The organism is Stenotrophomonas sp. STEN018 (assembly GCF_056760235.1).
Genome location: NZ_JBRREK010000001.1, coordinates 123,249 through 149,608, shown reverse-complemented (window position 1 = coordinate 149,608; position 26,360 = coordinate 123,249). Strand labels below are relative to the sequence as shown.

General features: G+C 60.3%; 23 protein-coding genes. 20 read left to right on the top strand and 3 right to left on the bottom strand.

Translation table 11 applies throughout. The features are described from left to right. The first annotated feature begins 78 nt into the window (after positions 1–78). The 5 genes from ACVOMB_RS00730 to ACVOMB_RS00710 all read left to right on the top strand — a co-directional run bounded on the left by ACVOMB_RS00730 (position 79) and on the right by ACVOMB_RS00710 (position 5,279). Entirely contained in the window at positions 79–483 is a 405-nt protein-coding gene (locus ACVOMB_RS00730; protein ID WP_481529476.1) for a hypothetical protein, read from the top strand. Positions 484–569: 86 nt separating this feature from the next. After that, entirely contained in the window at positions 570–1,676 is a 1,107-nt protein-coding gene (locus tag ACVOMB_RS00725; protein ID WP_481529475.1) for a polysaccharide biosynthesis/export family protein, read from the top strand. Positions 1,677–1,684: 8 nt separating this feature from the next. Beyond that, positions 1,685–2,380 (top strand): YjbF family lipoprotein, encoded by a 696-nt coding sequence (locus tag ACVOMB_RS00720; protein ID WP_481529474.1) that lies wholly within the window; start codon positions 1,685–1,687, stop codon positions 2,378–2,380. Next, complete coding sequence (locus ACVOMB_RS00715; protein ID WP_481529473.1) at positions 2,380–3,141, top strand: capsule biosynthesis GfcC family protein; 762 nt, start codon at positions 2,380–2,382, stop codon at positions 3,139–3,141. The genes ACVOMB_RS00720 and ACVOMB_RS00715 overlap by 1 nt, the downstream gene beginning before the upstream one ends. Next, a complete protein-coding gene (locus tag ACVOMB_RS00710) occupies positions 3,138–5,279 on the top strand; it encodes a YjbH domain-containing protein (RefSeq protein ID WP_481529472.1) in 2,142 nt (713 codons plus the stop codon). Before ACVOMB_RS00715 ends, ACVOMB_RS00710 begins: the two co-directional genes overlap by 4 nt. A 76-nt stretch (positions 5,280–5,355) precedes the next feature. On the opposite strand, the gene ACVOMB_RS00705 is transcribed toward ACVOMB_RS00710, so the two are convergent. After that, positions 5,356–7,587, bottom strand: coding sequence for a polysaccharide biosynthesis tyrosine autokinase (locus ACVOMB_RS00705; protein WP_481529471.1), 2,232 nt, complete (start codon positions 7,585–7,587; stop codon positions 5,356–5,358). A 39-nt stretch (positions 7,588–7,626) separates the two neighbouring features. Beyond that, positions 7,627–8,064, bottom strand: coding sequence for a low molecular weight protein-tyrosine-phosphatase (locus ACVOMB_RS00700; RefSeq protein WP_481529470.1), 438 nt, complete (start codon positions 8,062–8,064; stop codon positions 7,627–7,629). 347 nt (positions 8,065–8,411) lie between these two features. On the opposite strand from ACVOMB_RS00700, the gene ACVOMB_RS00695 reads away from it, so the two are divergent. From ACVOMB_RS00695 to galE, 7 genes are all read left to right on the top strand, one after another. Beyond that, complete coding sequence (locus ACVOMB_RS00695; protein ID WP_481529469.1) at positions 8,412–9,836, top strand: undecaprenyl-phosphate glucose phosphotransferase; 1,425 nt, start codon at positions 8,412–8,414, stop codon at positions 9,834–9,836. A 91-nt stretch (positions 9,837–9,927) separates the two neighbouring features. Beyond that, positions 9,928–11,304: an oligosaccharide flippase family protein gene (locus tag ACVOMB_RS00690; RefSeq protein ID WP_481529468.1), complete on the top strand. Its 1,377-nt coding sequence runs from the start codon at positions 9,928–9,930 to the stop codon at positions 11,302–11,304. Positions 11,305–11,357: 53 nt separating this feature from the next. Beyond that, positions 11,358–12,173, top strand: a complete 816-nt coding sequence (locus ACVOMB_RS00685; protein ID WP_481529467.1) for a glycosyltransferase — start codon at positions 11,358–11,360, stop codon at positions 12,171–12,173. Continuing rightward, the gene (locus tag ACVOMB_RS00680) at positions 12,170–13,483 is read left to right on the top strand and encodes a polysaccharide pyruvyl transferase family protein (RefSeq protein ID WP_481529466.1); all 1,314 of its coding nucleotides are present in this window, start codon (positions 12,170–12,172) and stop codon (positions 13,481–13,483) included. Before ACVOMB_RS00685 ends, ACVOMB_RS00680 begins: the two co-directional genes overlap by 4 nt. Beyond that, positions 13,480–14,595 (top strand): glycosyltransferase, encoded by a 1,116-nt coding sequence (locus ACVOMB_RS00675; protein WP_481529465.1) that lies wholly within the window; start codon positions 13,480–13,482, stop codon positions 14,593–14,595. Before ACVOMB_RS00680 ends, ACVOMB_RS00675 begins: the two co-directional genes overlap by 4 nt. Beyond that, on the top strand, positions 14,592–15,728 hold the full coding sequence (locus ACVOMB_RS00670) for an EpsG family protein (RefSeq protein ID WP_481529464.1): 1,137 nt from the start codon (positions 14,592–14,594) through the stop codon (positions 15,726–15,728). Before ACVOMB_RS00675 ends, ACVOMB_RS00670 begins: the two co-directional genes overlap by 4 nt. A gap of 321 nt (positions 15,729–16,049) precedes the next feature. Then, positions 16,050–17,048, top strand: a complete 999-nt coding sequence (galE, locus tag ACVOMB_RS00665) for a UDP-glucose 4-epimerase GalE (RefSeq protein WP_481529463.1) — start codon at positions 16,050–16,052, stop codon at positions 17,046–17,048. A gap of 239 nt (positions 17,049–17,287) precedes the next feature. Here the strand turns inward: galE and kdsA are convergent, their stop codons facing one another. Continuing rightward, positions 17,288–18,133, bottom strand: a complete 846-nt coding sequence (gene kdsA, locus ACVOMB_RS00660; RefSeq protein WP_481529462.1) for a 3-deoxy-8-phosphooctulonate synthase — start codon at positions 18,131–18,133, stop codon at positions 17,288–17,290. A gap of 265 nt (positions 18,134–18,398) precedes the next feature. Between kdsA and amaB the strand changes: the two genes are divergently transcribed. The 8 genes from amaB to ACVOMB_RS00620 all read left to right on the top strand — a co-directional run bounded on the left by amaB (position 18,399) and on the right by ACVOMB_RS00620 (position 26,284). After that, positions 18,399–19,931 carry an L-piperidine-6-carboxylate dehydrogenase gene (gene amaB / locus ACVOMB_RS00655; protein WP_481529461.1) on the top strand — a complete coding sequence of 511 codons (1,533 nt, stop codon included), beginning with the start codon at positions 18,399–18,401 and terminating at the stop codon, positions 19,929–19,931. Between the two features lie 126 nt (positions 19,932–20,057). Beyond that, positions 20,058–20,354 (top strand): DUF4190 domain-containing protein, encoded by a 297-nt coding sequence (locus ACVOMB_RS00650; RefSeq protein ID WP_481513284.1) that lies wholly within the window; start codon positions 20,058–20,060, stop codon positions 20,352–20,354. A gap of 7 nt (positions 20,355–20,361) precedes the next feature. Then, positions 20,362–21,132 (top strand): class I SAM-dependent methyltransferase, encoded by a 771-nt coding sequence (locus tag ACVOMB_RS00645; RefSeq protein WP_481529460.1) that lies wholly within the window; start codon positions 20,362–20,364, stop codon positions 21,130–21,132. A 4-nt stretch (positions 21,133–21,136) separates the two neighbouring features. Further along, positions 21,137–22,192 carry a quinone-dependent dihydroorotate dehydrogenase gene (locus ACVOMB_RS00640; RefSeq protein WP_481529459.1) on the top strand — a complete coding sequence of 352 codons (1,056 nt, stop codon included), beginning with the start codon at positions 21,137–21,139 and terminating at the stop codon, positions 22,190–22,192. Beyond that, positions 22,189–23,232 (top strand): UDP-N-acetylmuramate dehydrogenase, encoded by a 1,044-nt coding sequence (gene murB, locus ACVOMB_RS00635; protein ID WP_481529458.1) that lies wholly within the window; start codon positions 22,189–22,191, stop codon positions 23,230–23,232. The genes ACVOMB_RS00640 and murB overlap by 4 nt, the downstream gene beginning before the upstream one ends. A gap of 32 nt (positions 23,233–23,264) precedes the next feature. Next, complete coding sequence (locus tag ACVOMB_RS00630) at positions 23,265–24,122, top strand: DMT family transporter (protein ID WP_481529551.1); 858 nt, start codon at positions 23,265–23,267, stop codon at positions 24,120–24,122. Between the two features lie 108 nt (positions 24,123–24,230). After that, positions 24,231–24,911, top strand: coding sequence for a response regulator (locus ACVOMB_RS00625; protein ID WP_481529457.1), 681 nt, complete (start codon positions 24,231–24,233; stop codon positions 24,909–24,911). Continuing rightward, positions 24,908–26,284, top strand: a complete 1,377-nt coding sequence (locus tag ACVOMB_RS00620) for a sensor histidine kinase (protein ID WP_481529456.1) — start codon at positions 24,908–24,910, stop codon at positions 26,282–26,284. The genes ACVOMB_RS00625 and ACVOMB_RS00620 overlap by 4 nt, the downstream gene beginning before the upstream one ends. The last annotated feature ends 76 nt before the right edge of the window (positions 26,285–26,360 follow it).

Below are 26,360 nucleotides of genomic sequence, written 5' to 3'. Positions count from 1 at the left end.
CGCACAGGCCATTGACCCGGCGGGACAGCACAACCACAACTGCAGCAACTTTCCATTGGAAGGACGAAGACAGCAACAATGAAGAAGCATCTTTTTGCACTCAGCCTCGTAGCATTTTCCATTCCGGTGATCGCCCAGGACCAGCAGGCCATTGATCCGCCTGCCGCTACCGAGCAGCAGCCAGACGAGCAGCCGCAAGCCGCCAATGAAGTCGCGCAGGATCAGCCGACAATCACCCAGGAAGAACAGGTAGCTTCTACTGGCAGCTACGGCCAGGAAGAAGTGGCCGTGCAAGGTGAAGAAGTCAGCACCGAGTTGGCTGGCACCGAGGAAGCCGGTAACGCTGCCCGTGGCAGCCTGAGCCGTGGCGTGAAGATTGGTGCAGGCATTGCAGCCGGGGCACTGGTCTATGCCCTGGTCTCCAACAATGACGACGGCAATGGCGGCGGCGCAAAGACCCCAGGCCCGACCGGCACCAAGTAATTTCAACAACGGCATCTGCCAACACCTCTTGCCGGCAACAGCGCTGGCAAGAGGTGCATATAGCCCGCCCGGGCCAGGAATACGAAATGAACTGCAAGCGTCTTGTGGCCCCCTTGGCGCTCGCGTTGTTACTCTCTGGCTGCGCATTGGCACCCGGCCAGCACCTGCGCAGCAACGCGTTCGCGCACGCCGCCCAGTCAGTAGGCGACGGCCAGATCGAGCTGCTGCCGATCACCCCCAAGCTGATCGCAATGGAACGTGCCACGCGCAATGCTGGCGCACTGCCGGCAGCGCTGGTCGGCTACCAACCAGGTCCTTATCGGATCGGCGCCGGCGACATGCTCTACATCACGGTATGGGACCACCCCGAACTCACCGTGCCGGCAGGCCCACAGCAGCAACTCAATGCGGCCGGCCGCCTGGTGCAGTCCGATGGCGCACTGTTCTACCCCTATATCGGCAAAGTGAGCGCAGCTGGCAAGACGCCAAGCGAACTGCGCGAGGAACTCACCACCAAGCTGGCGCGCTATATCGAAGCACCGCAGGTTGATGTGTCCATGCTGAGCTATGCCAGTCAACGCGTCTGGGTTACCGGCGCCGCCCGCCAGGCGGCAACCATTCCGCTCACCGTCGCGCCGTTGACCTTGAGTGATGCTATCAGCCAATCCGGCCTGGACCCCGTCCAAGCAGATCTTTCCAGCGTGCGCCTCAGCCGCGATGGGGTCAGCTACACGATCGATCTGGAGCTCATGGGTCGCACTGGAGGCAACACCAATATCTTCTTGAAGGCCGACGATCAGATCCACGTTCCGTATCTGGATCGCAAGGAAGTCTTCGTTGTCGGCGAGGTCAATCAACCCGGTGCAATGAGCTTCAGAACCGGGCAGATTTCGCTGAGCCAGGCACTTGGGCGTGCGCGCGGCTTGATCCAGACCACCTCCAACGGCAACGCCATTTATGTGATCCGCGGTTCCAGCGACCTGCAGAACATGCCGTCACAGGTCTTCCACCTTCAAGCTAAATCACCGGCCGCATTCGCGATCGCCAGCCAATTCGAGCTGTACCCCGGCGACGTGGTGTTTGTCGGAGCCGCCGGCGTTACCCGCTGGAGCCGCTTCGTGAACCAGCTGCTGCCTTTCACCGCCATCATCAGCAATGCAGCCAGCGCACGCAACGACCTGGACAGCAACTGAGACCCATCATGAAGCGCAAGGATGCCGCTGTTGCCGGACCGCGAATGCTCGGCCTGCTTACAACCATCGCAACACCAGTTCTCGGCCTGCTGCTGGCAGGTTGCGGCGCAGTAGCCCAAGCCAGCCTGAAAAGTGTAGGCATCATCATTCGCGGCAAGCCCGATATCGCCGTGGATGCAGATAGCGTTGCCGCCAGCCGCTTTGCGCAGATCAAAGTTACCGGCAGCGAAGGCGGCGCAATTCTGGTATTGGGCAACATCGATGGCGAACGCCAGGCCTGGTACAGCCGCGATGAGAACATCGTCTTCCTGCAGCAAGGCCTGATCGTCGCCACCCATGGCGGCGCGCCCGAGTTGCGTGGCATGTCGGTCTTGGGCAGCAACCCCTTCACCGATCTACGCAATGTCCTGCCGGGAACCATTGTGCAGCGCCGCTACGACGTGATGCCGGGCTATCGCTATGGGATGACAGCCACCGGCACGTTGCAGCCACTTGGCCACGAGTCGCTGAGCATTCTCGGCAGAACCCGAAGCCTGCTACACGTGCAGGAATCGCTACGGGGCAAGAACTGGGTGGCAACCAATCACTACTGGGTGGATCCCGGCAGCGGCTTCATCTGGAAGAGTGTGCAGGCCATCGCACCCGATGCCTCATTGGAAATCATTCAACTCAAGCCGTTCGCCGGTGACCTTGGTAAGCGATGATGCGTGCATTCGTACTCATATCACTGCTGTTGCTGGCAGCAACCGCGCGTGCCGTGCCGGCAGAGGCATCTGGCAGTGTGCACAATCCCGGCCGCCATCAGCTGCCGCCCGGCAGCCGCTTGAGTCACCTCGCCCTGAGCGCAGCTCCGACCGCGGACGCTTACCTCCTGGGTGCAGCACTCCTGCGTGAGCAGCAGCGTCTCGAGCAGACCCGATTGAAAGCAGGCTTACTGTTCGACCTTGAACAGCTGGCTGCACATACTGAAAGCAAGCCAGCTATTGCAGCCAATGTTCAACAGATGTCGCGCTGGATCGCCAGCCTGCCCGTTACCGGCCGCGTAGCCAATCTTTTGAATCCTCGCGCGCTTGAGGCAACACGCCCATCCGATTTACCCGCCCAAGCGGGCGATCACCTGTTCTATCCCGCGCGCCCCGATACGATCACGGTCACCGGCGCAGTGCGGAAGGACTGCACGCTTGCGCACATCGCGCAGCAGCCTCCGGCCGCCTACCTGCCGCACTGCCCAATGGCGTCTGCTGCCAGCGCTGATTACATTCATATCATCCAGCCCGACGGGCATGTCGAAAAAATCGGTATCGCATCATGGAACCGTGGGCCGTCCTCCAGCCTGGCCCCTGGCGCGATCATCTTCGTCCCTCTGGCCAACACGGTAGTGCGCAAGACCGCGCCTGATTTCAACGAGGATACCGCACGCTTCCTTTCCACCCAGCTACTGCCTGCACCCGGAAAAATCCCGTGAACCACCTCCTCCGCCAATCGCTGATGCCCATCAGCGTCAGCGTCCTGTGCCTGTGCATCAGCGCTGAACTCCACGCGCAGCAAGCGCCGGCAGCGGGCGCCAGTGATTGGGGCGGCGTGGGCCTGATGCAGACACCAACCGCCCGTATGACCGCGGAAGGCGAAGTAAGCATCACCGCAAGCCACACTTCCCCCTACAGCCGCTACACGGTCAGCCTGCAGCCCATGCCGTGGCTGGAGGGATCCTTCCGCTACATCTCCATTGCCAATCGCCGCTATGGGCATGCCTCACTGAGTGGCAAGCAGAACTACAAAGATAAATCCATCGATCTGAAAGTGCGCCTGCTGCAGGAGGGTCGGTGGCGACCCGAGGTAGCCCTCGGCGCGCGGGACATCGGTGGAACCGGCCTGTTCTCCAGCGAGTACCTGGTTGCCAACAAGCGGTTTGGCCCGTTTGATGCCAGCTTGGGTTTTGCCACCGGCTACATCGGCAACCGCGGCGACTTCAGCAACCCACTGAAGCTGATCGATGACCGCTTCCAGACTCGGCCGAATCACTCCAACGAAGCAGGCGAGCTGAATACCTCCGGCATGTTCCGTGGCCCGGTCGGTGTGTTTGCAGGTATTGCTTACCAGACCCCATGGGAACCACTGCAGCTAAAGCTTGAGTACGAGGGCAACGACTACCGCAATGAGCCGCAACGCAACCATCAGCGCCAACGGCTGCCACTGAACGTCGGCGCGGCGTATGCACTGAATGAAAACCTGCAGTTTCAGCTGGCCTGGGAACGCGGCAACAAGCCAGCGTTCGGGCTCACCCTGCACGGAAATCTGGCCACCGCACATCCCGCATCGAAATCACTCGACCCTGCACCGATCATCGGCAAGCCAAGAAAAACCGCATCCAGCGATCAAGACAGCACGCACGCAGCCCCAGCGCCAACAGACTGGGCAGCATTGTCCAGACAACTTGAAGAAAACGCAGGCCTGCGCGTCAGCAGCATCACGCGCCGTGGACCCGAGCTCATCGTCAGCGGTGAACAGCGACGCTATCTGGAACCCGCCATCGCTTTCGGCCGAGCCAGCCGCATCCTCAACCAGGGCGTACCTGAGGACATCCGCTGGCTCAGCGTGCAGAACAGCCGACTGGGCATGCCCCTGATCGAGACCAGCATAGAGCGTGCCAGATTCCAGCAGTTTAGCGACCATCGTGTGACTGCGAGCGCACTCGACATCGACATGACCGCGCCCACGCGCGCCTATCGACATACCTTGTACGAGGCACCGTTGCGACGCTTCGAAGGCACGTTCAATCTCGACTACCAGCAATCCCTGGGCGGCCCGGATAACTTCATCCTGTTTCAGGTAGCCGGCAGCTACAGTGCCGAGCTCCGCCTCACCCACAACCTCTGGTTGAGTGGCGCACTGAACTACAACCTATACAACAATTATGACAAGTTCCGCTACGATGCCCCGAGCGAACTACCGCGGGTACGTACTGATGTGCGGCAGTATCTGACCTCGGCCGATGCGACCCTGCCCACTCTGCAACTCACCGCAACCGCCCAGATCGCACCCAACCTGTATGCCATGGGCTATGCCGGTCTGTTCGAGTCCATGTATGGCGGCATCGGTGGCGAGCTGCTGTATCGGCCATTGCTGAGCCGGTGGGCATTGGGTGCCGATTTCAACGCGGTCAAACAACGCGATTTCGACCAGCGTCTGCGCTTCCGCGACTACAGCGTCACTACAGGTCATGCCAGCCTGTACTACGTATGGGGCGACACGCGCAAGGTAGTGGCGACGCTGAGCGCCGGGCGTTACCTTGCCAAGGATTGGGGTGCCACCCTGGCCTTGAACCGCATATTCGACAACGGCGCCAGCATGGGCGCGTATGCGACCAAGACCGATGTTTCCTCGCACGCGTTTGGCGAAGGTAGCTTCGACAAGGGCATCTACGTATCAGTGCCATTCGACCTGATGCTGCCGCGCTCCACCCGGACCCGCGCCAACCTCAGTTGGAGCCCGTTGAGTCGCGATGGCGGCGCGCGTTTGAACCGCAGCTACATGCTCTACCAGATGACCGCCGAACGCGGCATGGACGCCTTCTTCAAGAACCCGGACGCATTGCGCGACTGAAAACATGCGCCGGTTGCATCCAGCACCCGGCTTGTTCGCATCCGGGGCGCTACGGCGCCCCGGAAACATGATTCATTCAACTTTTGTCCGGCGCGTAGTCGTAGTAACCGTAGCTGTAGTAACCGGTCCTACGCTTCTCCACTGCGTTGAAGATGGCACCCTTTACCTGCACGCCATTCTGCTCAAAGCACTTCATCGCCAACAGAATTTCCTTTGGATGATTGACCCCAAAGCGGGTGACCATCAGCGTCGAACCAGCGTGCTTAGCAACGATCACCGCATCAGTCACTGCAAGAATCGGCGGCGTATCGATGATCACCAGATCGTAGTCCCGGCGTAGTTCCTCCAGCACCTGCGCGAAACGAGGATGCATCAGCAACTCTGAAGGACTCGGCGGCACCTCGCCACGGGCGATGTAGTGCATGTTCTCGAGCCCGGGCATGGCATTGACCGCCTCGCTTGCGCTGACCCTCCCTGCCAAAAGACCCGACAGGCCGTGGCCGTGACCGACGTCCAGCACTTTGTGCAACGTGCCGCGACGCATATCCGCATCGATGACCAACACTCGCTGCCCGGCTTGCGCGATCACCGCCGCAAGGTTTGCTGCGACAAAGGTCTTGCCGATGCCGGGCCGCGGACCCGACACGAGCAGGACATTATTCTTTGCCTCCATCATCGCGAAATGCAGACTCGTGCGCAGACTGCGCAGTGCCTCCACCGCAAGATCCGCCGGTGCCGTCATTGCCAGAAGGTGCGAACCAGTGCTCACGCCAACCGACTTGCGCTTTCCACGACGGAGCTTGCTCGATTGCAACAGGCTGGCCGAATTACTCAGCGGAATAGCCGCGTATACCGGCAATCCCAGCTCTTCGATAGCGGCAGGATCTTCGATCCCTGGGTTCAGCATGCGCAGCCCGAATACCCAGGCGGTAGACAGCAAACCGCCCAGCAAGGTCATCGCAAGAACCACGACTGCTTTCTTCGGCTTCACCGGGTCGTTCATGTCCGCAACCGCCGCATCAACGATCCGAACGTTTCCCACCGAGCCTGCGCGCGCCACATCAAGCTGCTGGGCTTGATTCAATAACGCGGTGTACAACTCGTTGCTGACGGTCAGATCGCGGGTGAAGCGCAGCAGTTCCTGCTGCGTATCCGGCAACGCGCTGACCTCATTGCGAAAGCTGTCCTTGCGCGCCTGCAGGCCGCCGATCTGTTTCAACAGTGCTCGATAGGCCGGGTGCTCGCGGGTAAACGTACGATCCAGCTCAGCCTGCTTCAAGCGCAACTGCTGAATGCTGGATTCGACCGCCACCTCCTGCTCCAGCAGGCCCTTGGTCTGCATGGTGATGTCTACCGCATTTGAGCGGGACTGGTAGGCTGCCATCGCTTCCTGCGCGGCTTCGACCTGCCTGCGCACCGTTGGCAGCTGGTCTTTCACAAACTGCAGCTGAGACGCTGCTTCTGCTGAACTACGTTCAACATTGTGGCGGACATAGATCTCAGCCACGCTCTGCAGCAACGCCTCGGCAGCCAGCGCGTCATTCCCTTCATAAGCGAGCTTCAGGATGCCGGAATCCTTACCCTGCTCGGCGACCTTGATGTCTTTCTGCAGATCAACCACCACATCCAGCCGGCGTTGTTTTTCAAGGTAAAAACGCATGCCAGGGTTCGCGCGCAGCTCTGCCACTTCCAGCTTGATTCCGGACGCTTCCGCAGGCATACCAACTACACCTTGCAGCACTTCGTTGCCGTCTGCTCCAAGCAGTTCGAAGCTGCCTTGGCTGGGGCCGGCAACCAGGCTCAGGGTTTGATTGAGCAGGCCAACTGGCACATCGAGACGGTGGATGGTCAGTGTCTCACCACCCCAGCCATAGCTGGAGAGGCCCATAACCGGACTGGCCAGCTCATCCGGCCAGCGACCCTGGAAGAGTCTGGCAACGTATCCGCCAAACAGCGGAAACCTTCGCGGCACCACCGAGACATCCAGCTGCAAGCGATCGACCGCAGTACCCACAACCGTGCGCGAAGTCAGCAGTGCCACCTCGGTAGTCGCAGCAGTGCTGCCACCGCCCGTCAACGAAGTCAGATCCGACAAACCCGGTATGGCGGGCACCTTCGATTCGACCTGAATCATTGCCTGCGCCTGATACACCGGCGCAGCAAGCATCACATAGGCCACGCTGACTATGGCGAAAAGCGCCGTGATCCCGACGATCAACCACTTGCGGTCGTAGACAACACCGAGCATCTCGCGCAGATCGATCTCATCATCCTGCCGTGCCGCTCGTACCCGATTTTCCTTTTCCATGACTTCCGTTCTGATAGTGACGCTGCCGCTGCAAAGCGGCTAGGTGATGTAATTGGCCCAACGCGCAACGCATTGCTCCATCAGCCCATAGACATGCTCAAAGGCGATGCGCTGCTGCCGATACGGATCGGGCACTTCGATGTCGTCCCAGCGCCCCAGCAGGAACGTCTTTCCGCTGACCTGAGGTACCTCGCGCGCAATCTGCGCAAGGTGGGTGCGCTCCATGACCAGGATCAGATCAGCCGCACCCAGCATTGACGGCGTCGCCTGCCTGGCCTGATGCGCGCAGGGATCGTGACCATGCTCACGCAGCAAGGCTGCAGCAGTTTGGTCAATTGGATAGCCGGCCAATGCATGCAAACCCGCCGAAGCCACTTCGACGCCTTCCCGCCCATGCAGGCGATGGCGAAGCAAAATCTCGGCGGTGGGGCTGCGACAGATGTTGCCGACGCAGACAACTAACAGCTTCTTGAACACGTACGGACCTCAGGCCTTCAATGACGGGATGCAGCGCTGCTGCATACATCGCATCGATGCACGACGCAGGCCAAAGCGCCTTCACCCGAATTACTTCAGGCGTGACGCCCAACGACGACTGCAGATCACCACTGAAACCACGCCAGCGCGACCACAGCGCACTCGCTTTGCATCGCTGCAGGATCTGCCGCCATGCAAGTGTACCGACTGAAACAAACTGATACCATACGAGAGCAGATGAAACTTTAAGTTTGCGATCGATCGGAAATCCCCGCACACCAAGCCTGTCGCCAGTGGTAGCGCCGTTTTAAGCGAGTGCTTCGCCCAAGGAAGAAAGAAGAAATCCCATGTGGATCGCACGCCGACACCCCCATCATGAGCAATGGAGAGCCCCTTCCGGACGGCTTGCCGCCACTTTTGGGATGATTCTCAAAATCAGCGACCCATTGCTTCTCCTCGCGACCGCACTGGCCGCTTATAAGCTGCAATTCGATGACCTGCAGTTGTCAGTGAATTACTGGCGATTGATCGCGATCACGATGTTGCTTGCCCTTCTCGTGCTCAGCATGTCTTCGCTCTACTCCAGCTGGCGCGGGCGCAGCCTGCTCGCTGAGTTGATGCAGATCCTGCTCAAATGGGCAGTTATCTTTGGCTGCCTGCTCGCCTATGTTGGCGCGATCAAAGTCGGCGACGCCCAGACAACCGCTTGGGTAAAGAGTTGGCTCCTCCTGAGCTTGGCGTCGGTGTTTCTCCTGCGCCTTCTGATCCGAGCAACCGCCGCATGGGCGCGCGCGCGCGGCAATGATTTGCGTACCGCGGTAATCGTCGGTGCCACGCCCGACACACAGAAAATCATTACCACGTTGCGCGATAACAGTTGGGCCGGCGTAAGCATCAATGGCTGGTTCTCCACGCGTTCCGATCGTTGTGTGATCGATAGCTCAACGGCGCTACTGGGCACGCTGAACGACCTGGGCCGGTACGTTGAGAGCAATGCCATCGATCAAGTATGGATTGCGCTGCCGATGCGCGACGAAGCGCAGATCACCTTGGCGTTGAATCAACTGCAGCACTCGACTGTCGACATCAAGTTCGTTCCCGACATGTTCGGCTTCCACCTGCTCAACCATTCCATCGAGCAACTCGCGGGCCTGCCGGTGATCAACCTGCAGCAGACGCCATTGCAAGGTAACGCTCGCGTACTAAAGGCGCTGGAAGACCGACTTTTGGCCACCTTCATCCTGCTGATGATTTCCCCCCTGATGGTGGGAATCGCCATCGCTGTGAAGTTGAGCTCGCCCGGCCCGGTGTTCTACCGTCAGGAGCGCATGAGCTGGAACAACAGTACCTTTCAGATGCTCAAGTTCCGATCGATGCCAGTGGATGCAGAGACCAGTACCGGTGCGGTATGGGCCAAGGCCGGGGAGAGCCGCGCCACCAAAGTTGGCGCGTTCCTGCGAAAGACCAGCCTGGACGAACTGCCGCAATTCTTGAACGTACTACTAGGCGACATGTCCATTGTCGGCCCTCGACCTGAGCGCCCCGTATTCGTGCACAAGTTCAAGCACGAAATCCCGTCATACATGAAGAAGCACATGGTCAAGGCCGGGATCACCGGCTGGGCCCAGGTCAACGGCTGGCGCGGCTCCACCGACCTGCACAAGCGCATCGAGTGCGATCTGTTCTATATCGAGAACTGGTCACTTTGGTTCGACATCAAGATCGTACTACTGACCTTCTTCAAGGGATTCGTAGACAAGAACGCGTACTAGCCGCAGATAGTACTCGGGCAATACTGCAGCAAGCACTAATTCATCGAAACATAATCGCTTCGAAATAGCCGTACTAAGTCGCAGTTCAATAATGACCGTGAAGCCCCTTACAGCGCCCACAATTGCCAGCCAGCAGCTCCGTTGTGCCGATGATGTCACGTCCACGGAAAGCTTATCTCGGCATAGCAAAGGCATACGCTCAATGCTCCAGATCATGCTTCTCTGGAGTGGCGCACTAGCAGGCGCGGGCTTGGCCTTTCTGACCCAGACGGCATTGGGTAGACATCTAGGGCCCAACGACTACGGAACCTTCAGCAGTGGCCTGGCACAATGCATTCTGCTATCCCAGCTCGCAGGCGTCGGCCTACAGACTTTCTGGTTGAGCGCATTCGGCAAAGAAGGTCAGCTCGCACTGAGGTGGATGCCGGGATCGCTCAGACTCCTGTCGCTGACCTCGACCGTGACCGTTCTCGCTCTAGTGCTATTGACGGCGTTAACCGCGTCCAACGAACGCAGCGCACTTGCCCTGTACTGCCTCATACCAAGCGTAGTCGGATTCGCAGCTGTCGAATTGGTGGCAGCCAAGCTGCAGCTTGAGGAGCGATTCCTGTTGCTGTCGTTGTGGCAGGCGGCACATCACGCGGCCCGACTGATCATCGTTCTTGTTGTTCTGAATCTTCATTCGGGAGACCTGCTGGTACAGGTGTCGATCATCTATTCGGTGGTTGCTTGTGCCGTTATCGTAGTTGCATACCTGCACATCCGCAGCATGGCCAAGGGAAAAATTGATCTGCAGGGCCATGCGGAACCAGGACAGATAGGCACCAGTCGCGATTCACCGAACACTTTGAAAACATTGAAGGCTGCATGGCCTTTCTGTGCCGACAGCCTCTTGTACATCACGTATTTCCAATGCAGCAACATACTGCTGTTACAGCTGGCTGACGAACGGGCCGCCGGCCTGTTCTTTGCGGCTTTCAACATACTGAATGCCGTCTATCTTCTACCAACGGTGCTCTACACGAAGTTCCTGCTCGCCAAGCTCCATCGCTGGGCGCATCACGATAAGACCCAGCTACTGCATGTCTTCAAGCTTGGCATGGCAGGCATGGGGCTTGCAGGAATGGCTGGCGCCATCGTCATTTTTTTGGCTTCGCACGACATCGTGCAGATCGCATATGGGGAGGCATTCAAGGCTGCCGAAGCAGTCTTGCTGATCCTGGCTGCATGTGTTCCTTTACGGTTTCTAAGTACAAGCATAGGTGCGGTACTCACCACTGGTCAGCAAATCATGACTCGAGTACGGATGAAAGCACTCTGCGCCTTGGTCTGCGTGGCCTGCAACCTAGTCCTGATCCCCACCCACGGCGCAACTGGTGCGGCAGTGTCCACCGTCATCACCGAGTTGTGCGTGCTGGTGCTGTTCTCGCTGCTCGTATTTGTCCGCAGGCGGGAGATATTCCAATGAACCACTCGCGCACCCCAGCCGCGCAAATCGAATGCGAAACTCCAGGAGTACAGATGTCCCCACCAGCCGTTTCGGTAGTGATGGCCGAATTCAATACAGACCCCATCTACCTCGCGCAGTCGATCCAGAGCATGCTGGATCAGACCTTGCAGGATTTCGAGTTGCTGATCGTCGATGATGGCGGATGCAATGACCTGCCGGCGATTGCTGCCAGCTTCGGCGATCCGCGCATCCGCATCCTGCGCAACGATGGCAACCGGGGGTTGGTGTATTCCCTGAACTCTGCTGTTCGCAGCGCGAGATCAGAGTACATCGCGCGAATGGACACGGATGATATCGCGGCACAGAATCGGCTGGAAAAGCTGCATGACTTCATGGTTGCGCACCCCGAATTTACCGTGATCGGGTCGCTGGCAGTTGAGTTTTCCGATAAAAATAAAGTTGGGAGACTACTGGGTAGTCCAGGCGAAAAGAGCGCATCCAACCTCATGCGTGGCGATGTTCCTGTCCATCCCTCGGTCATGTTCCGTCGCAGCGAAATAGTCGCGACTGGGTTGTACGACGACCACCATCGCGCAGAGGACCTCGCCCTTTGGTGCAAGTTGACGATCGCACAAAAACGCATCTACATCCTCGATGAAATTCTACTCAACTACCGGGTCAACCCTGCTGATTACCAAAAACGCAGGCTGCGCAACAGGATGGGGGAGATCAAGGTAAGGCTTGCCTACTACCCGCGACTGGGCGCAGGCCTTCTCGACTATCTGTATATCGCGAAGTCCGTGGTCGCCGGATCGTTGCCAGCGCCACTGATGATCTTCCTGCGCAACCGGCTGGTTCTTGGCCCGAAGACGGAGATGGTTGCGTGAGTTTCGATCCGGTACTGAACAATTACATGGACACGAAATGGCGGGTCAAGTCTGTCGTAGCGGATACGTCCATCGGCCTCCACAGGAAATATGTCCGGACCAGCGCGCTGTTGGCCGCAACTGACAACACCTGCAGGCCATCGTCCCAAGGGCTTGGATTGAAAGGCAGGCTCTACGTATTTCTCATTCGCAATCGCCTGACCCTACTACTGCTTGGATTGGAGCTGGCCCTGCACGGCGGCGGAAAGAGCTTGATCCCATGGGCGGCCGTGAACCAACTGCGACATCGTTTCAAGCCATTACGCGGAATGGACAGCATCCAGCGCAAGGGAAAAACCGCTTTCGTATTCATGGTGCCTGATCTTGGCAACCTTGGAGATCTGGCGATCGGCATCGCTCAACGCTCGTTCCTGGAACGCCAGCTTCCGGATTACGCCATTGTCGAAATACCCCATGGCCTGACCTACGAGGCAGCCCGTGAAGTTGCAAAGTGCATTGCAGCGGAAGACGTCGTTTTTCTGACCGGGGGCGGGAACTTTGGAACGATCTACCGAGAAGCCGAACTACAGCGCAGGTTCCTGATACGGAAGTTCGCGCGGACCAGAATCATCGTTTTCCCACAGTCGGTGTTCTTCGAACCTACCCGTTCTGGGGCGCTCTGCCTCGATCAATCAGTGCGGATCTACAACCGGCACCCCTTGCTCACCTTGATAGCGCGCGACAAACCCAGTTTCGATCAAATGAATAAGTCATTTCCTGCCAATCGCATCCTGCTATGGCCGGACATCGTGCTGTTGCTGCCGCCAATGCAGGCCAGCCTCTCCCGCAAGGCGAGGATCACTCTGTCGATTCGCCGGGACAACGAATCCAGCCTTGACGCGGGGCAGATATCAGCCATCGAGCAGCTGGCCGCTGCAAAAGGCATGGAAATGATCTTCCACGACACCAACATCGACAACTTGCACCACACCTTGGCCGATCGTCATCAGCCAGTGCGGGAGATCTGGAAGACCTATGCCGCCTCCAGGATGGTCATCACCGACCGCCTGCATGGTGTCATTTTCTGTGCCATCACCGGCACACCGTGCATTGCTCTGAACAACAACAACGGCAAGGTCCAGCATTTGATCGACACCTGGCTTGGCGACGCGTCATTCATCGTGCTACTCACCCAGCCCGACCCGGCACTTATCGAGCGTGCCATCGACCAGCTGCTCAGCGGTTATCCGAACGGGGCTTCTCCCTTCACGCTTGACCCACCCCTCCACGACATGCGCTCGCTCACTGAATGTACGACGAGCAGACAATGAAAGTCGTTGTTCATGTGGTTGAAGCAACAGCAACCGGTACGTTGTCGATGGTCTGCGCCAGCGCCAATCTTCTGGTCGATGCCGGCCTGCAGGTGCACGTCGTGTATTCGCCACGTCCCGAAACTCCGGTCAGTCTGAAGGAAATGTTTCGTGGATCAGTGACACTGCATGCAATGTCACTGTCCGGCCTGGCTGCCGCTCCAGCGACATTGCAGCTACGTCGATTGCTGTTGGAAATCCGACCGGATGTCATCCACCTTCATTCCTCGTTCGCTGGCTTTGTAGGCAGGGTATCGGCGTTTGCGCTGCCCTTCAGGACGCGCATTTTCTACAGCCCACACTGCATTTCGATGATGCGGCAGGACATCACCCTGCGCAGATATGGCTTTGCCATGCTGGAGCGTGTGGCCTGCATCACGGACTGCACCTACTTGGCCTGCTCCGTCAGTGAGAAGAACGAAATCCGGAAGTGGCTTGGAAAGGACGCTCTACTACTTGAGAACGCAGTTGACTTCGCCTTCTCCGAAGGTGCACCAGACCCACTCCATGCTTCCACAACGACAGTTCTGGCATTGACCATAGTTACGGTTGGGGGTGTCCGCGCGCAGAAAGACCCATGGCTCTTTGCAGAGATCGCCCGTGGCTGTCAGCACAGAGACTTGCCGGTTGAATTCTTGTGGATAGGCGACGGCGACGCCGCCTTGGCTTCCGAGCTGCGGAGCGCAGGCGTTACTGTCACCGGCTGGAAACCGAGACAGCAGATATCAGGACAGCTGCGATCCAGCGCCCTGTATCTCTCAACCGCGCGATGGGAAGGATTGCCGGTCTCCGTTATTGAAGCCATGGCCTGTGGCGTTCCTGTACTCGCTACTCGTTGCGCGGGTAACGTGGATGTCATTGACCACAACCGTACCGGGTTGCTGTTCGATGGCGCCACCGAGGCCTTGGACTTAATCGACCGCATCATCCGGAACGAGCTAGCGTTGCATGCGCTAGCACATGCAGCCATCGCGGAGGCCCGAAGTCGTTTCTCCATCGAGCGTTTTGCCGCGGGGCTTCTCGCCGCATATGGCCTTTCGGAATGCCCCCGACCGGTGGCGGCAACCCGATGAGCGCCGAGGAACTCGCACTCATATGCATGCCTGTGGCTTTCGGAGCACTGCTGCTCTGCCTCTGCACTGGAAAATCGCCCGTCTACGCATGCAAGGAGGGCGGCCAACGCAGCGCGCCGTTGTTCCTGCTGCTGGCACTTCCGATTTTCTTCTATGGCTTCATCTTAGTGGCAATGAGGCCACTGGATGCAGGCAACGACACGGTCGGATACATCAGCACGTACACCCAGCTGGATGACATCGCAGACTCATGGCGCGTCGGCGCGCTCATTTACGGCAACACCGAGATACTGTGGTGGCCCCTACAGAGTGTGTTGCACCATTTTCTTTCGCCGCGCGCATGGCTTGTCGCCAACTACTTTTTTGTATTTGTTCTAGCTGCACTATTCTATAGAAAGGCCGCAAGGCCATCGGGAATCCACAGCGGCATATTCGCTCTGGCCTTTCTTACATTCTTCCTCGTCTACACCGGCAACATCATGCGTCAGGCGCTGGCGACGCCGATTGGGGCGCTGGGGCTGTTCCTGTTCTTCGAACGGCAATTTCTTCGCGCCAGCGTGCTGATCGCGGTAGCGATCGGGTTGCACTGGTCATCAATCATTTTTCTCGCTGCCCCGCTGTTCGCCCTGCGCATGTTCGATCGGGATGGGATCTATCTGGCCCTGCCGATTGTGGCGCTGTCGCTTTCCACGCTCTCATCGTCGATCCTCGGCCACCTTGTTGACTTGCTCGGTATACCTGGAATATCGGACAAGTTCACGCTGTATTTCCTGCAGGGTCACCAGTCACATATCGAAGCGATATGGAAAACGGCCAATTTCTGGATCTGCACAGTGTCCTCAGCAGCATTTCTGGCAATAGATCGCCCAAGCAGGAATATCAGTCGAGCCTTGCACAAGTTCACCATCCTGCTACTGTTTCTCGTCCTTTTCGGGATCAACAGCGCGGACTTCTCTGAGCGCTACATGCCCTACTTGCTGTTGGTTCTGCCGCTGCAAGCCGCATTGGTGGCAATGCGGCTGGGAGTTTCCCAAACGGTCAAGAATTTCGCGTTCATCGGCTTTTTCCTGCTGATCGGTGCACTTGTTCTGCTAGCAAAGAGCTCCCAGCACACCTTGGGATACTCACTCTAGAGATTGATTAAATGCCCCTCCAGAAAGCTGTGCGCGTGTTGGATCTACCCGCGAGCGGGACCCGCCTGACGATTCGGGAGGATATTGCTCGCCACGCAACATCTGCATGGATCACATCAGGGACTATCGTTGACGTGCTGGATTGCCCCCGAAACTGCGGGTCTCACTGGCAATTGAACCGGGCCACCACTGACCACATACTCCACCCTGCTCTATTTGCCTCCGTTGACATAGAGAAAAGTGACCGAACTTATCGGTCCGGCGTCATGTATCCGCCCCCTCTATCAATAGCCCCACCACCAATCGACCAAGACATCTGAAATGAGCAGCAACATTCTTCTATGCGGTGGCGCCGGCTACATCGGCAGCCACATGGCGCAATGGCTGGCTCAGCACGGCCACACCGTTACCGTACTCGACAACCTCTCAACCGGGCATGCCGGCGCCGTTCATTGGAGTGAGCTGATCCGCGCCGATTTGCTCGATCCTGCTTCGTTGGAGCGCGCTTTCAAAGCCCAACGCTTCGACGCCGTCATGCACTTCTGTGCCCGCTCCTTGGTCGGCGAATCGGTAGCCAAACCCTACGAGTACTACGCCAATAACGTCAGCGGCACGCTCAACCTGCTTGAGGCGATGCGTCGCCACGATGTGAACAAGTTGGTGTTCTCCTCGACGGCGGCGGTTTTCGGCAATCCCATCCACGACGTCATAGATGAGGACCATCCGAAAGCTCCAATCAATCCGTACGGCGCCAGCAAGTTGATGGCCGAGCGCTTCTTTGCCGATGCTGCTACCGCTTACGGTCTGCGCTCAGTCGCCTTGCGTTACTTCAATGCAGCCGGCGCCCTGCCCGAGCATGGCATCGGCGAGGCGCATGCCTGCGAGACCCACCTCATTCCCAACGTATTGCGGGCCGCGCTGACCGGTGGTCCACCACTGAAAATTTTTGGCGATGACTACGCCACAGTTGACGGCACCTGCGTGCGTGACTACGTGCACGTGCAGGACTTGGCTCAGGCACATGCACTGGCCTTGAACTTCATGGATCAACACGAAGGCGCGCACACCTTCAACCTTGGTAATGGCCAAGGTTTTTCCGTGCGCGAAGTGATTGCCGCCGCTGCATCCGTCGTTGGCAAGGCCATCCCTTACGAGGTCGCGCCACGGCGTGCCGGTGACCCCGCCAGCTTGGTCGCGTCCAGCAAGAAGGCGCGCGAGCAGCTCGGTTGGCAGCCGCAATGGACAGAGCTGGCTCCCCTCATCGAAAGCGCGTGGCGCTGGCATCGCGCACCACCCAGCTGGTTTCCGGGCCAGAACTAGCCCGAATTTGCGGGGCTGGGATGCATTGCAGAGCGACTGCGCTCGGCAATGCACAACTCCAAGCATCACCACCAGAACTCAGGCCGCGCGCGATACTGTGCTCCGATGCCTGCGGCATCCAGCACGCGGCTTAATGACACGCAGCCCGCCGACAAGAGCCCGTCGCCCACGCACCACCCCCGAACCGGGACCAAACAACCGGCTGCCACCTCGGCAGCCGGCCACCGTCTCGCCTTGGATCAGGCGATATCCAGCACCGGGAACGCCTTGACCATATCGTCCAGCGCCTTGATCTGAGCAAGGAACGGTTCCAGCACAGCCAGCGGCAGCGCACTGGGGCCATCACAGCGCGCGTTGTCCGGATCCGGATGGGCTTCCAGGAACAGGCCAGCGATGCCGACTGCCATGCCCGCACGAGCAAGCTCCACCACCTGGCGACGGCGGCCACCAGAGGCCTCGCTGCCGGCGTCACGACGCTGCAGGCTGTGGGTGACATCGAAGATCGCCGGCAAGCCGCCGGTGGCTTCGATCATCTCGCGGAAGCCGAGCATGTCCACGACCAGGTTGTCGTAGCCGAACTGGGCGCCGCGTTCGCACAGGATGATCTGCTCATTGCCGGCTTCACGGATCTTGCTGACGATGTGCTTGATCTGGGTCGGGCTGAGGAACTGCGGCTTCTTGATGTTGACCACGCGGCCAGTACGGGCAATCGCCGTTACCAGATCGGTCTGCCGCGCCAGGAAGGCCGGGATCTGCAGCACGTCGACCACTTCTGCGACCGGCGCAGCCTGCGCCACTTCGTGCACATCGGTGATCACCGGCACGCCGAAGCGCTGCTTGACCTGCTCGAAGATCCGCAGCCCTTCTTCCAGGCCGACGCCACGGAAGGACGTGATCGAGGAGCGGTTGGCCTTGTCGAAGGAAGCCTTGAACACGTACGGGATACCCAGCTTGCGGGTGACCTCCACGTAGCGCTCGGCGGCGTAGAGGGTGGAGTCCAGATCCTCCAGCACATTCAGCCCGCCAAACAACACGAAAGGCAGCTTGTTGCCAACCACTACCCCTTCGGAAATCGTCACGTTCATCTGTCTATCCTGTTCAAACCGGGGAAACCCCTACCAAGGGTGGCGAATATGGCCGAAAACGGCCGCCAGTGACAGGGTTTGCGGTCAAGGCCGAGGCAACGCCCGCCATCAGCACAGTCCGTAGCGCCAGCACAGCCTGTCCCATTGGCCAGACCAAGCGGCACGGGGCAAATCGGTTCACTCTGATACTATGTGGTACTTACTCCGTCGCCCCCACCCGCAGTTTCCGACGGCGCCAAAATCACGTTAAGAAACAGGAGTTTGAATGTCTTCCGAGCTGCTCAAGGCCTTGGCTCTGGATGCCACCAACGCTGGCACCTACATGGGCAACGGGGAATGGTCCGCCGCCACCGGCGCGGGCGTCCTCCAGCCGCAGAACCCGACCACCGGCGAAGTGATCGCCGAGGTCCAGGCGACAACCGAGGCTGATTACGAAATCGTCATCGCCCGCGCACAGGAAGCCTACAAGGTATGGCGCACCACCCCGGCACCGCGCCGTGGCGAAGCCGTGCGCCTGTGCGGTGAAGCATTGCGCAAGCACAAGGACGCACTGGGTTCGCTGGTTGCCCTGGAAATGGGCAAGTCCAAGCCGGAAGGCGACGGTGAAGTGCAGGAGATGATCGACATCGCCGACTTCGCCCTGGGCCAGAGCCGCATGCTGTACGGCTACACCATGCATTCCGAGCGCCCCGGCCACCGCATGTACGAGCAGTACCACCCGCTGGGTCTGGTCGGCATCATCTCGGCCTTCAACTTCCCGGTTGCGGTGTGGGCTTGGAATGCGTTCCTGGCCGCCATCTGTGGCGATATCTGCATCTGGAAGCCGTCCAACAAGACCCCGCTGACCGCCATTGCGACGATGAAAATCTGCAATGACGCACTCAAGGACGCTGGCTTCCCGGATCTGTTCTTCCTGATCAACGATGCCGGCACCGCGCTGTCGGAAAAGATGGTCGCCGACCGTCGCGTGCCGCTGATCTCGTTCACCGGTTCCACCCAGGTCGGCCGCGCCGTCAACCAGAAGGTCGCCCAGCGTCTGGGCCGCTGCCTGCTGGAACTGGGCGGCAACAACGCCATCATCATGGACGAGACCGCCGACCAGAAGCTGGCCGTGCCGGGCATCGTGTTCGGGGCCGTCGGCACTGCCGGCCAGCGCTGCACCACCACCCGCCGTCTGATCGTGCATGAATCGATCTACGACAATGTGCTGGCCACGCTGATCAAGGCCTACAAGCAGGTCGAAGGCAAGATCGGCGACCCGACCGATGCGGCAAACCTGATGGGCCCGTTGAACAGCCCGGAAGCCGTGCAGCAGTTCCTCGGCTCCATCGCCAAGGCCAAGGCTGCCGGCGGCACCATCGAAACCGGCGGCACCGCCATCGACCGCGCTGGCAACTTCGTGCTGCCGGCGATCGTCACCGGCCTGAAGAACAGCGACGAAATCGTCCAGCACGAGACCTTTGCGCCAATCCTGTACGTGATGAAGTACAGCAATCTGGACGAAGCCATCGACATGCAGAATGGTGTGCCGCAGGGCCTGTCCTCGTCGATCTTCACCGAGAACCTGAAGACTGCCGAGAAGTTCCTGTCGGCTGCTGGCAGTGACTGCGGCATCGCCAACATCAACATCGGCACCTCCGGTGCCGAGATCGGTGGCGCCTTCGGTGGCGAGAAGGACACCGGCGGTGGTCGTGAGTCCGGCTCTGACGCCTGGAAGGTCTATATGCGTCGCCAGACCAACACCATCAACTACTCCGACTCGCTGCCGCTGGCCCAGGGCATCAAGTTCGATCTTTGATCGTGTCTGCCCCGGCCTTGGTCGGGGTGTTGAAGTGGGAGAGTGTTGAGCTGTAAAGCCACCCTCACCCCAACCCCTCTCCCGCTTGCGGGAGGGGGGCTTTCTACAGCTGAAACGGAGTTCCCGATGAGCATTCCTGCACCCCGCCAGACCAGCAGCTACGCCGTGATCAGCCTGGTCGCCGGCATCCTCGGCTGGACCCTGTTACCGGCCATCGGCAGCATCTGCGCCATCATCTTCGGCCATATGGCCCGTGGCGAGATCCGCCGCAGCAACGGCCAACTGGAAGGCGACGGCCTGGCCGTGGCTGGGCTGGTACTGGGCTGGCTGGCTACCGCGCTGTGGCTGATCGGCATCATCTTCTTCATTGCCATCCTGGTGTTCTTCGGCGGCTTGGCTGGCCTTGCTGCGATGAACTCCTGAGGCCGGCATGGGGCAATCCGATTCAACCCAACGTTTCAGCAGCCGGGTAGCGGACTATGTGCGCTACCGCCCGGGCTATCCGTCCACGCTGCTGGAATGGCTGCACCGCGATATCGGCCTGCCCCGCTCCGCCCTGGTCGCCGATATCGGCGCCGGCACCGGCATTTCCAGCGAGCTGTTCCTGGCTGCCGGGCATCCGCTGATCGCAGTGGAGCCCAATGCCGCAATGCGCGCCGCCGCCGAACAGTGGTTACTGCCACAACACCCCCAGTTCCAATCAATCGCAGGCACCGCCGAGGCCACCACCTTGGCCGACCACAGCGTTGATCTGGTTGCTGCCGCGCAGGCGTTCCATTGGTTTGACACCACCGCCGTACGCCGCGAATGGAAGCGCATCCTGCGCCCGGACGGCTTGGCCTTGGTGTACTGGAATTCGCGCCTGCTCGATGCCTCGCCGTTCCTGGCCGGCTACGAGCAACTGCTGCTGGACTACGGCACCGACTACACCGAGGTTGCCGAGCGTTACCAGGACGACCAGACCATGCGTGAATGGTTCGGCGCAGGGCTGCGCGGTTTGGTCCACCTGCCGAACGTGCAGCACCTGGACTACGACGGCCTGCGCGGTCGGCTGCTGTCCTCCTCTTACGCACCGCAAGCTGGCCACGAACGTCATACCCCCATGCTGGAGGCCCTGCAGCGTCTGTTCGATGCGCATGCGGTCGCTGGCAAGGTTGCCTTTGAGTACCAAACCCGCGCCTTTGTCGGCACGCTGAACTGAGCTTATGTATTCCATTGCCCGTCCTTTTTTGTTCACCCTTGATGCCGAGCGCGCGCACGGCCTGGGCTTGTCCGCGCTGGATCTTGCCTGGCGCACCGGCACCACGCCGCTGATTGCCGGCCGCATCAAGCCACTCCCCACCACGGCGTTCGGCCTGAGCTTCCCAAATCCGGTGGGTCTGGCAGCTGGCCTGGACAAGAACGGTGAGCACATCGAAGCCCTGTTTGCGCTTGGCTTTGGCTACGTGGAAATCGGCACGGTCACCCCGCTGCCACAGGTAGGCAGCCCCAAGCCGCGCCTGTTCCGCCTGCCGCGGCACAACGCCATCATCAACCGCATGGGTTTCAACAACCTTGGTGTGGATGCATTGGTGAAGAACGTTGAGGCAGTCAAGCATCGCGCGGGCCCGCTCGGCATCAACATCGGCAAGAACAAGGACACGCCCAACGAAGACGCGCTGTCCGACTACCTGATCTGCATGGAAAAGGTCTATCCGCTGGCCGACTACATCACCGTCAACATCTCCTCGCCCAATACCGCCGGCCTGCGCGAACTGCAGGAAGAGCAGGCGCTGCGGCGTTTGGTTGCTGGCCTGCGCGAGGCGCAGGAGCAGCTGGCCGCCAAACACGGCAAGCGCGTGCCGATGCTGGTCAAGGTGGCGCCGGACCTGAGTGATCGCGACATCGATGCCGCGGCACGTGTGCTTGGCGAACTGGGCGTGGATGGCGTGATCGCCACCAACACCACCATCGCCCGCACCGGCGTCGAAGCCGATCCGCTATCCAAGGAAATTGGCGGCCTGTCCGGTGCACCGCTGCTGGGCCAGTCCACCCTGGTATTGCGTCGCCTGCGTGCGCGCCTGCCCGAGTCGGTGCCCTTGATCGGTGTCGGCGGCATCAGTTCCGGCGCCGACGCCGTTGCCAAAATGGCAGCCGGTGCAGCACTGGTGCAGTGCTATAGCGGGCTGATCTTCCAGGGCCCAAGCCTGATCGGCGACTGCGTGAACGCCATCCGTCGTCGTCGCGAGTCCCCGTCGGGAGGCGCCGTCGCACCGCTATGACGAATGCCGCCCCTGCTTGGTCGCTGACCGAGAACGCTCCACTGCGCCACCTCAACACCTTCCATGTCGACGCCCATGCACCGCGCATGCTGCGTATCGCCGACCCCATCGCCCTGCCTGAAGCGCTGGCCGCCATCGGCGAGGCAGACCTGCTGGTGCTTGGCAGCGGCAGCAATGTGCTGCTGGCCGCCGATCCTGAAGATGTCGTACTGGTGTTCGACAACCGCGAAATAACCGCACTGGAACACCGCGCCGATCACACCATCGTCCGCGCCGGCGCCGGAGTGATCTGGCACGAACTGGTGATGTGGTCCTTGAACGAGGGCCTGTCCGGGCTGGAGAACCTGGCACTGATTCCCGGCACCGTCGGTGCCGCGCCAATCCAGAACATCGGCGCCTATGGCGCCCAGGTCGGCGAGTTCATCCAGGTCGTCGAGGCTTGGGACCGGCAGGAACAAGCCTGGGTGCGACTGGACCAGGAAGCCTGCCGCTTCGGCTACCGCGACAGCCTGTTCAAACACGAGGCTGATCGCTACCTGATCACCGCCGTGGAGTTCCGCCTGCCGCTGCTGCACGAGCTGCAGCTGGACTACGCTGGCATCCGTGAGGAGCTGCAGACGATGGGAATTGAATTCCCGGTCTCGGCCGACGTCGCCAATGCGGTCATCGCCATCCGTCAACGCAAGCTGCCTGACCCGGATGTACTCGGCAATGCCGGCAGCTTCTTCAAGAATCCGATCCTGCCGCTGGAGCAGATCAACGTGCTGCTGCAGCACTATCCGGAACTGCCCGTGTTCCCGGGCAGCGACGACAGCAACCGTAAGGTATCGGCGGCATGGATGATCGAGAAAGCCGGCTTCAAGGGCCAACGCGACGGTGACGCCGGGGTTTCACCCAATCACGCCCTGGTGTTGGTCAACCACAGCAATGCCACCGGCGCCGAGCTACTGGCCTTTGCGCGACGCGTATCAGCGGCCGTGCTGGAAACCTTCGGTGTGCCGATTGAACCCGAGCCCAGGTTGGTCGGCGCCCGCTGGTGAACATCGCCTTGGCTGCACCCCGTTCCACCGCAATGCGCGCTGCCGGGCTGATGTTCGGCAGCGCCATGGCCTTCGGCCTGATGGCCATCGCCATCCGCCTGGCCACCGCCTACGTTCCCACCCAGGAAGTAGCGTTCTTCCGCAACAGCTTCGGCCTGCTGGCGCTGCTGCCGATGTTGCTGCGACCCGGCCATGCGTCGTTGCGTACCCAGCAGTTGCCGCGCTACTTCCTGCGCAGTGCAATTGGCCTGGCCTCGATGCTGTGCGGCTTCTGGGCCATCGGCCACCTGCCGCTGTCGCAGGCCATTTCCCTGTCCTATTCCACACCCTTGTTTGTCACCATCGCCGCAGTGCTGTGGCTGGGCGAGAAAGTCCGCTTCCGCCGCTGGGCCGCGGTGATCATCGGCTTCATTGGCGTACTGGTGATCGTGCGCCCAGGCGCGCACAGCTTTGAACTAGGCAGCCTGATCGCAGTCATGGCGGCGGTGCTCAGCGCGCTGGTGGCGATCCAGATCAAACAGCTCACCCGCGTCGACAGCCCGGACACCGTGGTGTTCTACACCTATGTGTTCTGGGTGCCGTTGTCGTTGATCCCGGCATTGTTCGTCTGGGTCTGGCCAACCGGCGTCGCCTGGCTTTGGCTGGTGGCTACCGGCGTGATGGGCACACTCGGCCAGCTGCTCTGGACCCGGGCACTGAAGCTGGGCGAAGTCTCCGCACTGACCCCGATCAGCTTCACCCAGCTGCCCTTGGTGGTGGTGATGGGTTGGCTGCTGTTTGGGGAGACACTGGACTGTTGGACCGTGATCGGCGCCCTGATCATCCTTGCCGCAAACGCCTATATCGCCCACCGCGAAGCGGTGCTGGCCCGTCGCCTTGAAAGCAGGTAGAAAGCCAGAGTCGGCGATACTCCGAAGTAACCAAGCCGGGATGGCGATGACAGCGTCTGAACAGTCGCTCCAGCAACATCCCCCAATGGAATGTGGAGGACGGTTGGAATGCGGATCCTGGTTGCAGAAGATGACAGCGACATCGCCGCTGGCGTGCGCGCCTCGCTACAGCGACAGGGGCACGCGGTGGACCACGCCAACGATGGCGCCAAGGCTGAGGCTGCACTTGCCAGCACGGAGTACGACCTGCTCATCCTGGACCTCGGCCTGCCCAGTGTTGACGGCCGGTTGGTACTGCAACGGCTGCGGCAGCGTGGCAAGCAAATGCCGGTACTGGTCATCACCGCCCGCGACGGCTTGCAGGAACGCATCCAGACCCTGGATCTGGGCGCAGACGACTATCTGGTCAAACCTTTTGCGGTGGATGAACTCGACGCGCGGGTGCGCGCGCAGCTGCGTCGGGTGACCAGCGCAGGCAACCCGGAGCTGCGCATCGGCCGCATGCGCCTGGACCTGCCAGGCCATCGGGCCTGGATCGACGAGCAACCGCTGGAGCTGACCGGCCGCGAGTTCGGTTTACTGTCTGCGCTGGCCGCGCGTCCGGACAAGATCAGTTCCCGCGCACAGTTGATTGAAGCGCTATGCAACTGGGATGAAGAACTGACCGACAACGGACTGGACATCGCCCTGCACCGACTGCGACGCAAGCTGCACAACGGCGGCATGGGCATCCGCACCGTGCGTGGCCTCGGTTACATGCTCGAACAAGTGGAGCAGGTCGAGCGATGAAGCAGCGGCCCAGCCTGCGGCGGCGCCTGCTGGCTTTCTTGGCACTGCCGATTCTGGCGTTGCTGTTGTTCAACGCCGTATTGACCTATCGCATCGCCCTGTCCTATTCCAACAGCATCCATGACCGCAATCTGGCCGAGGACACCGAGTCCTTCGCACAGATGCTCAAGACCATGCCGGTCAGCACCGAACTGTCACCTCAGGCGCGCTTCCTGCTTGAGTACGACCCCGATGGACACCGCTACTTCAATGTGGACAGCCACAAACACGGCACATTGAGCAGCAACGCCGACTTCAGCCAGTTGGCGAAATCGCAGGACTGCAACAACCAGCGTTCCGTCCTATACAGCGGCCACTTGAACGGCCAGAAAGTACGCTTGGCGACCTCCTGCATTCAGACCAGCCTTGATCCCGGCGACCACCTTGCAGTGACCGTGGCAGAAACCTTCGCCGATCGCCGTCATCGCGCGCAGGAGATCCTGATGATCACCATTCCGATGATGTTGCTGCAGGCGCTGTGCATCATGGCCTTGGTCTGGTTTGGAGTAAATCACGGCCTGAAGATCATCGATCCGCTGACCCGCCGGCTGGCCAGCCGCAACCGTGAGCTCGCACCTATTTCCACGCCTGATGTGCCCCGCGAGATCCTGCCGCTGATAGAAACCATCGACGGTCTGTTCGGTCGCTTGGCAAGCATGATCGAAGCACAGGATCGGTTTGTCGCCGATGCCGCGCACCAGCTGCGCACACCATTGGCCGGCATCAGCCTGCATGTCGACCAAGCCTTGGCTGCAACCAACGAAAACAGCCGCAATGAGGCGTTGGAGCACATACGCCGGCTCAACCAACGCACCGCGCGTGTATCCACCCAGCTGCTGGCGATGACCCGCGCCCAGACCTCACCGATAAACCTGGAACCGTTGAACCTGACCGCCCTGGTTCCAGAGTGGGTGGCCAGCCGGGTGCCGGAAGCCATCCGCAGCGGCGTTGACCTGGGCTATCACCCCGCTGGCACTGGCCCACTACTGGTCATCGCTCACGCCCCTTCATTGCAGGAAGTGCTGGACAACCTGATCGACAACGCGCTGCGCTACGCCGGCAATTCAAGCACCGTCACTGTCGGCTTGAATGACGCAGGCGCGGAGGTCGAACTGTACGTGGAGGACAACGGCCCTGGTGTCGCCGAAGGCCTGCTGCCGCGGCTGGGCGAACGTTTTTTCCGCGCCCCCGGCACGCAGCAGAACGGAACCGGCCTCGGCCTGGCCATTGCCCGTGAGGCGATCGAGCACCTGCATGGCCGTATCCAGTACCAGCCCTGCAAGCCACATGGTCTGAGAGTCTCGATTCTGCTCCCCAGGCTGAAGCCGCAATGACCTGAAGCTCGCCGTGAAAGGTTGGGGAAAACCCGGCTTGCGATGCTGGCCTCATCCACATAGAAGGCGCAATCGT

Coding starts and splice junctions, on each gene's coding strand:
- ACVOMB_RS00625 (WP_481529457.1), top strand. CDS start 24,231: ATGCGGATCCTGGTTGCAGAAGATGACAGCGACATCGCCGCTGGCGTG.
- ACVOMB_RS00620 (WP_481529456.1), top strand. CDS start 24,908: ATGAAGCAGCGGCCCAGCCTGCGGCGGCGCCTGCTGGCTTTCTTGGCA.
- ACVOMB_RS00705 (WP_481529471.1), bottom strand. CDS start 7,587: ATGGAAAAGGAAAATCGGGTACGAGCGGCACGGCAGGATGATGAGATC.
- ACVOMB_RS00720 (WP_481529474.1), top strand. CDS start 1,685: ATGAAGCGCAAGGATGCCGCTGTTGCCGGACCGCGAATGCTCGGCCTG.
- ACVOMB_RS00640 (WP_481529459.1), top strand. CDS start 21,137: ATGTATTCCATTGCCCGTCCTTTTTTGTTCACCCTTGATGCCGAGCGC.
- murB (WP_481529458.1), top strand. CDS start 22,189: ATGACGAATGCCGCCCCTGCTTGGTCGCTGACCGAGAACGCTCCACTG.
- ACVOMB_RS00645 (WP_481529460.1), top strand. CDS start 20,362: ATGGGGCAATCCGATTCAACCCAACGTTTCAGCAGCCGGGTAGCGGAC.
- ACVOMB_RS00725 (WP_481529475.1), top strand. CDS start 570: ATGAACTGCAAGCGTCTTGTGGCCCCCTTGGCGCTCGCGTTGTTACTC.
- ACVOMB_RS00650 (WP_481513284.1), top strand. CDS start 20,058: ATGAGCATTCCTGCACCCCGCCAGACCAGCAGCTACGCCGTGATCAGC.
- ACVOMB_RS00695 (WP_481529469.1), top strand. CDS start 8,412: ATGTGGATCGCACGCCGACACCCCCATCATGAGCAATGGAGAGCCCCT.
- galE (WP_481529463.1), top strand. CDS start 16,050: ATGAGCAGCAACATTCTTCTATGCGGTGGCGCCGGCTACATCGGCAGC.
- ACVOMB_RS00730 (WP_481529476.1), top strand. CDS start 79: ATGAAGAAGCATCTTTTTGCACTCAGCCTCGTAGCATTTTCCATTCCG.
- ACVOMB_RS00690 (WP_481529468.1), top strand. CDS start 9,928: ATGACCGTGAAGCCCCTTACAGCGCCCACAATTGCCAGCCAGCAGCTC.
- kdsA (WP_481529462.1), bottom strand. CDS start 18,133: ATGAACGTGACGATTTCCGAAGGGGTAGTGGTTGGCAACAAGCTGCCT.
- ACVOMB_RS00675 (WP_481529465.1), top strand. CDS start 13,480: ATGAAAGTCGTTGTTCATGTGGTTGAAGCAACAGCAACCGGTACGTTG.
- amaB (WP_481529461.1), top strand. CDS start 18,399: ATGTCTTCCGAGCTGCTCAAGGCCTTGGCTCTGGATGCCACCAACGCT.
- ACVOMB_RS00715 (WP_481529473.1), top strand. CDS start 2,380: ATGCGTGCATTCGTACTCATATCACTGCTGTTGCTGGCAGCAACCGCG.
- ACVOMB_RS00630 (WP_481529551.1), top strand. CDS start 23,265: ATGCGCGCTGCCGGGCTGATGTTCGGCAGCGCCATGGCCTTCGGCCTG.
- ACVOMB_RS00670 (WP_481529464.1), top strand. CDS start 14,592: ATGAGCGCCGAGGAACTCGCACTCATATGCATGCCTGTGGCTTTCGGA.
- ACVOMB_RS00685 (WP_481529467.1), top strand. CDS start 11,358: ATGTCCCCACCAGCCGTTTCGGTAGTGATGGCCGAATTCAATACAGAC.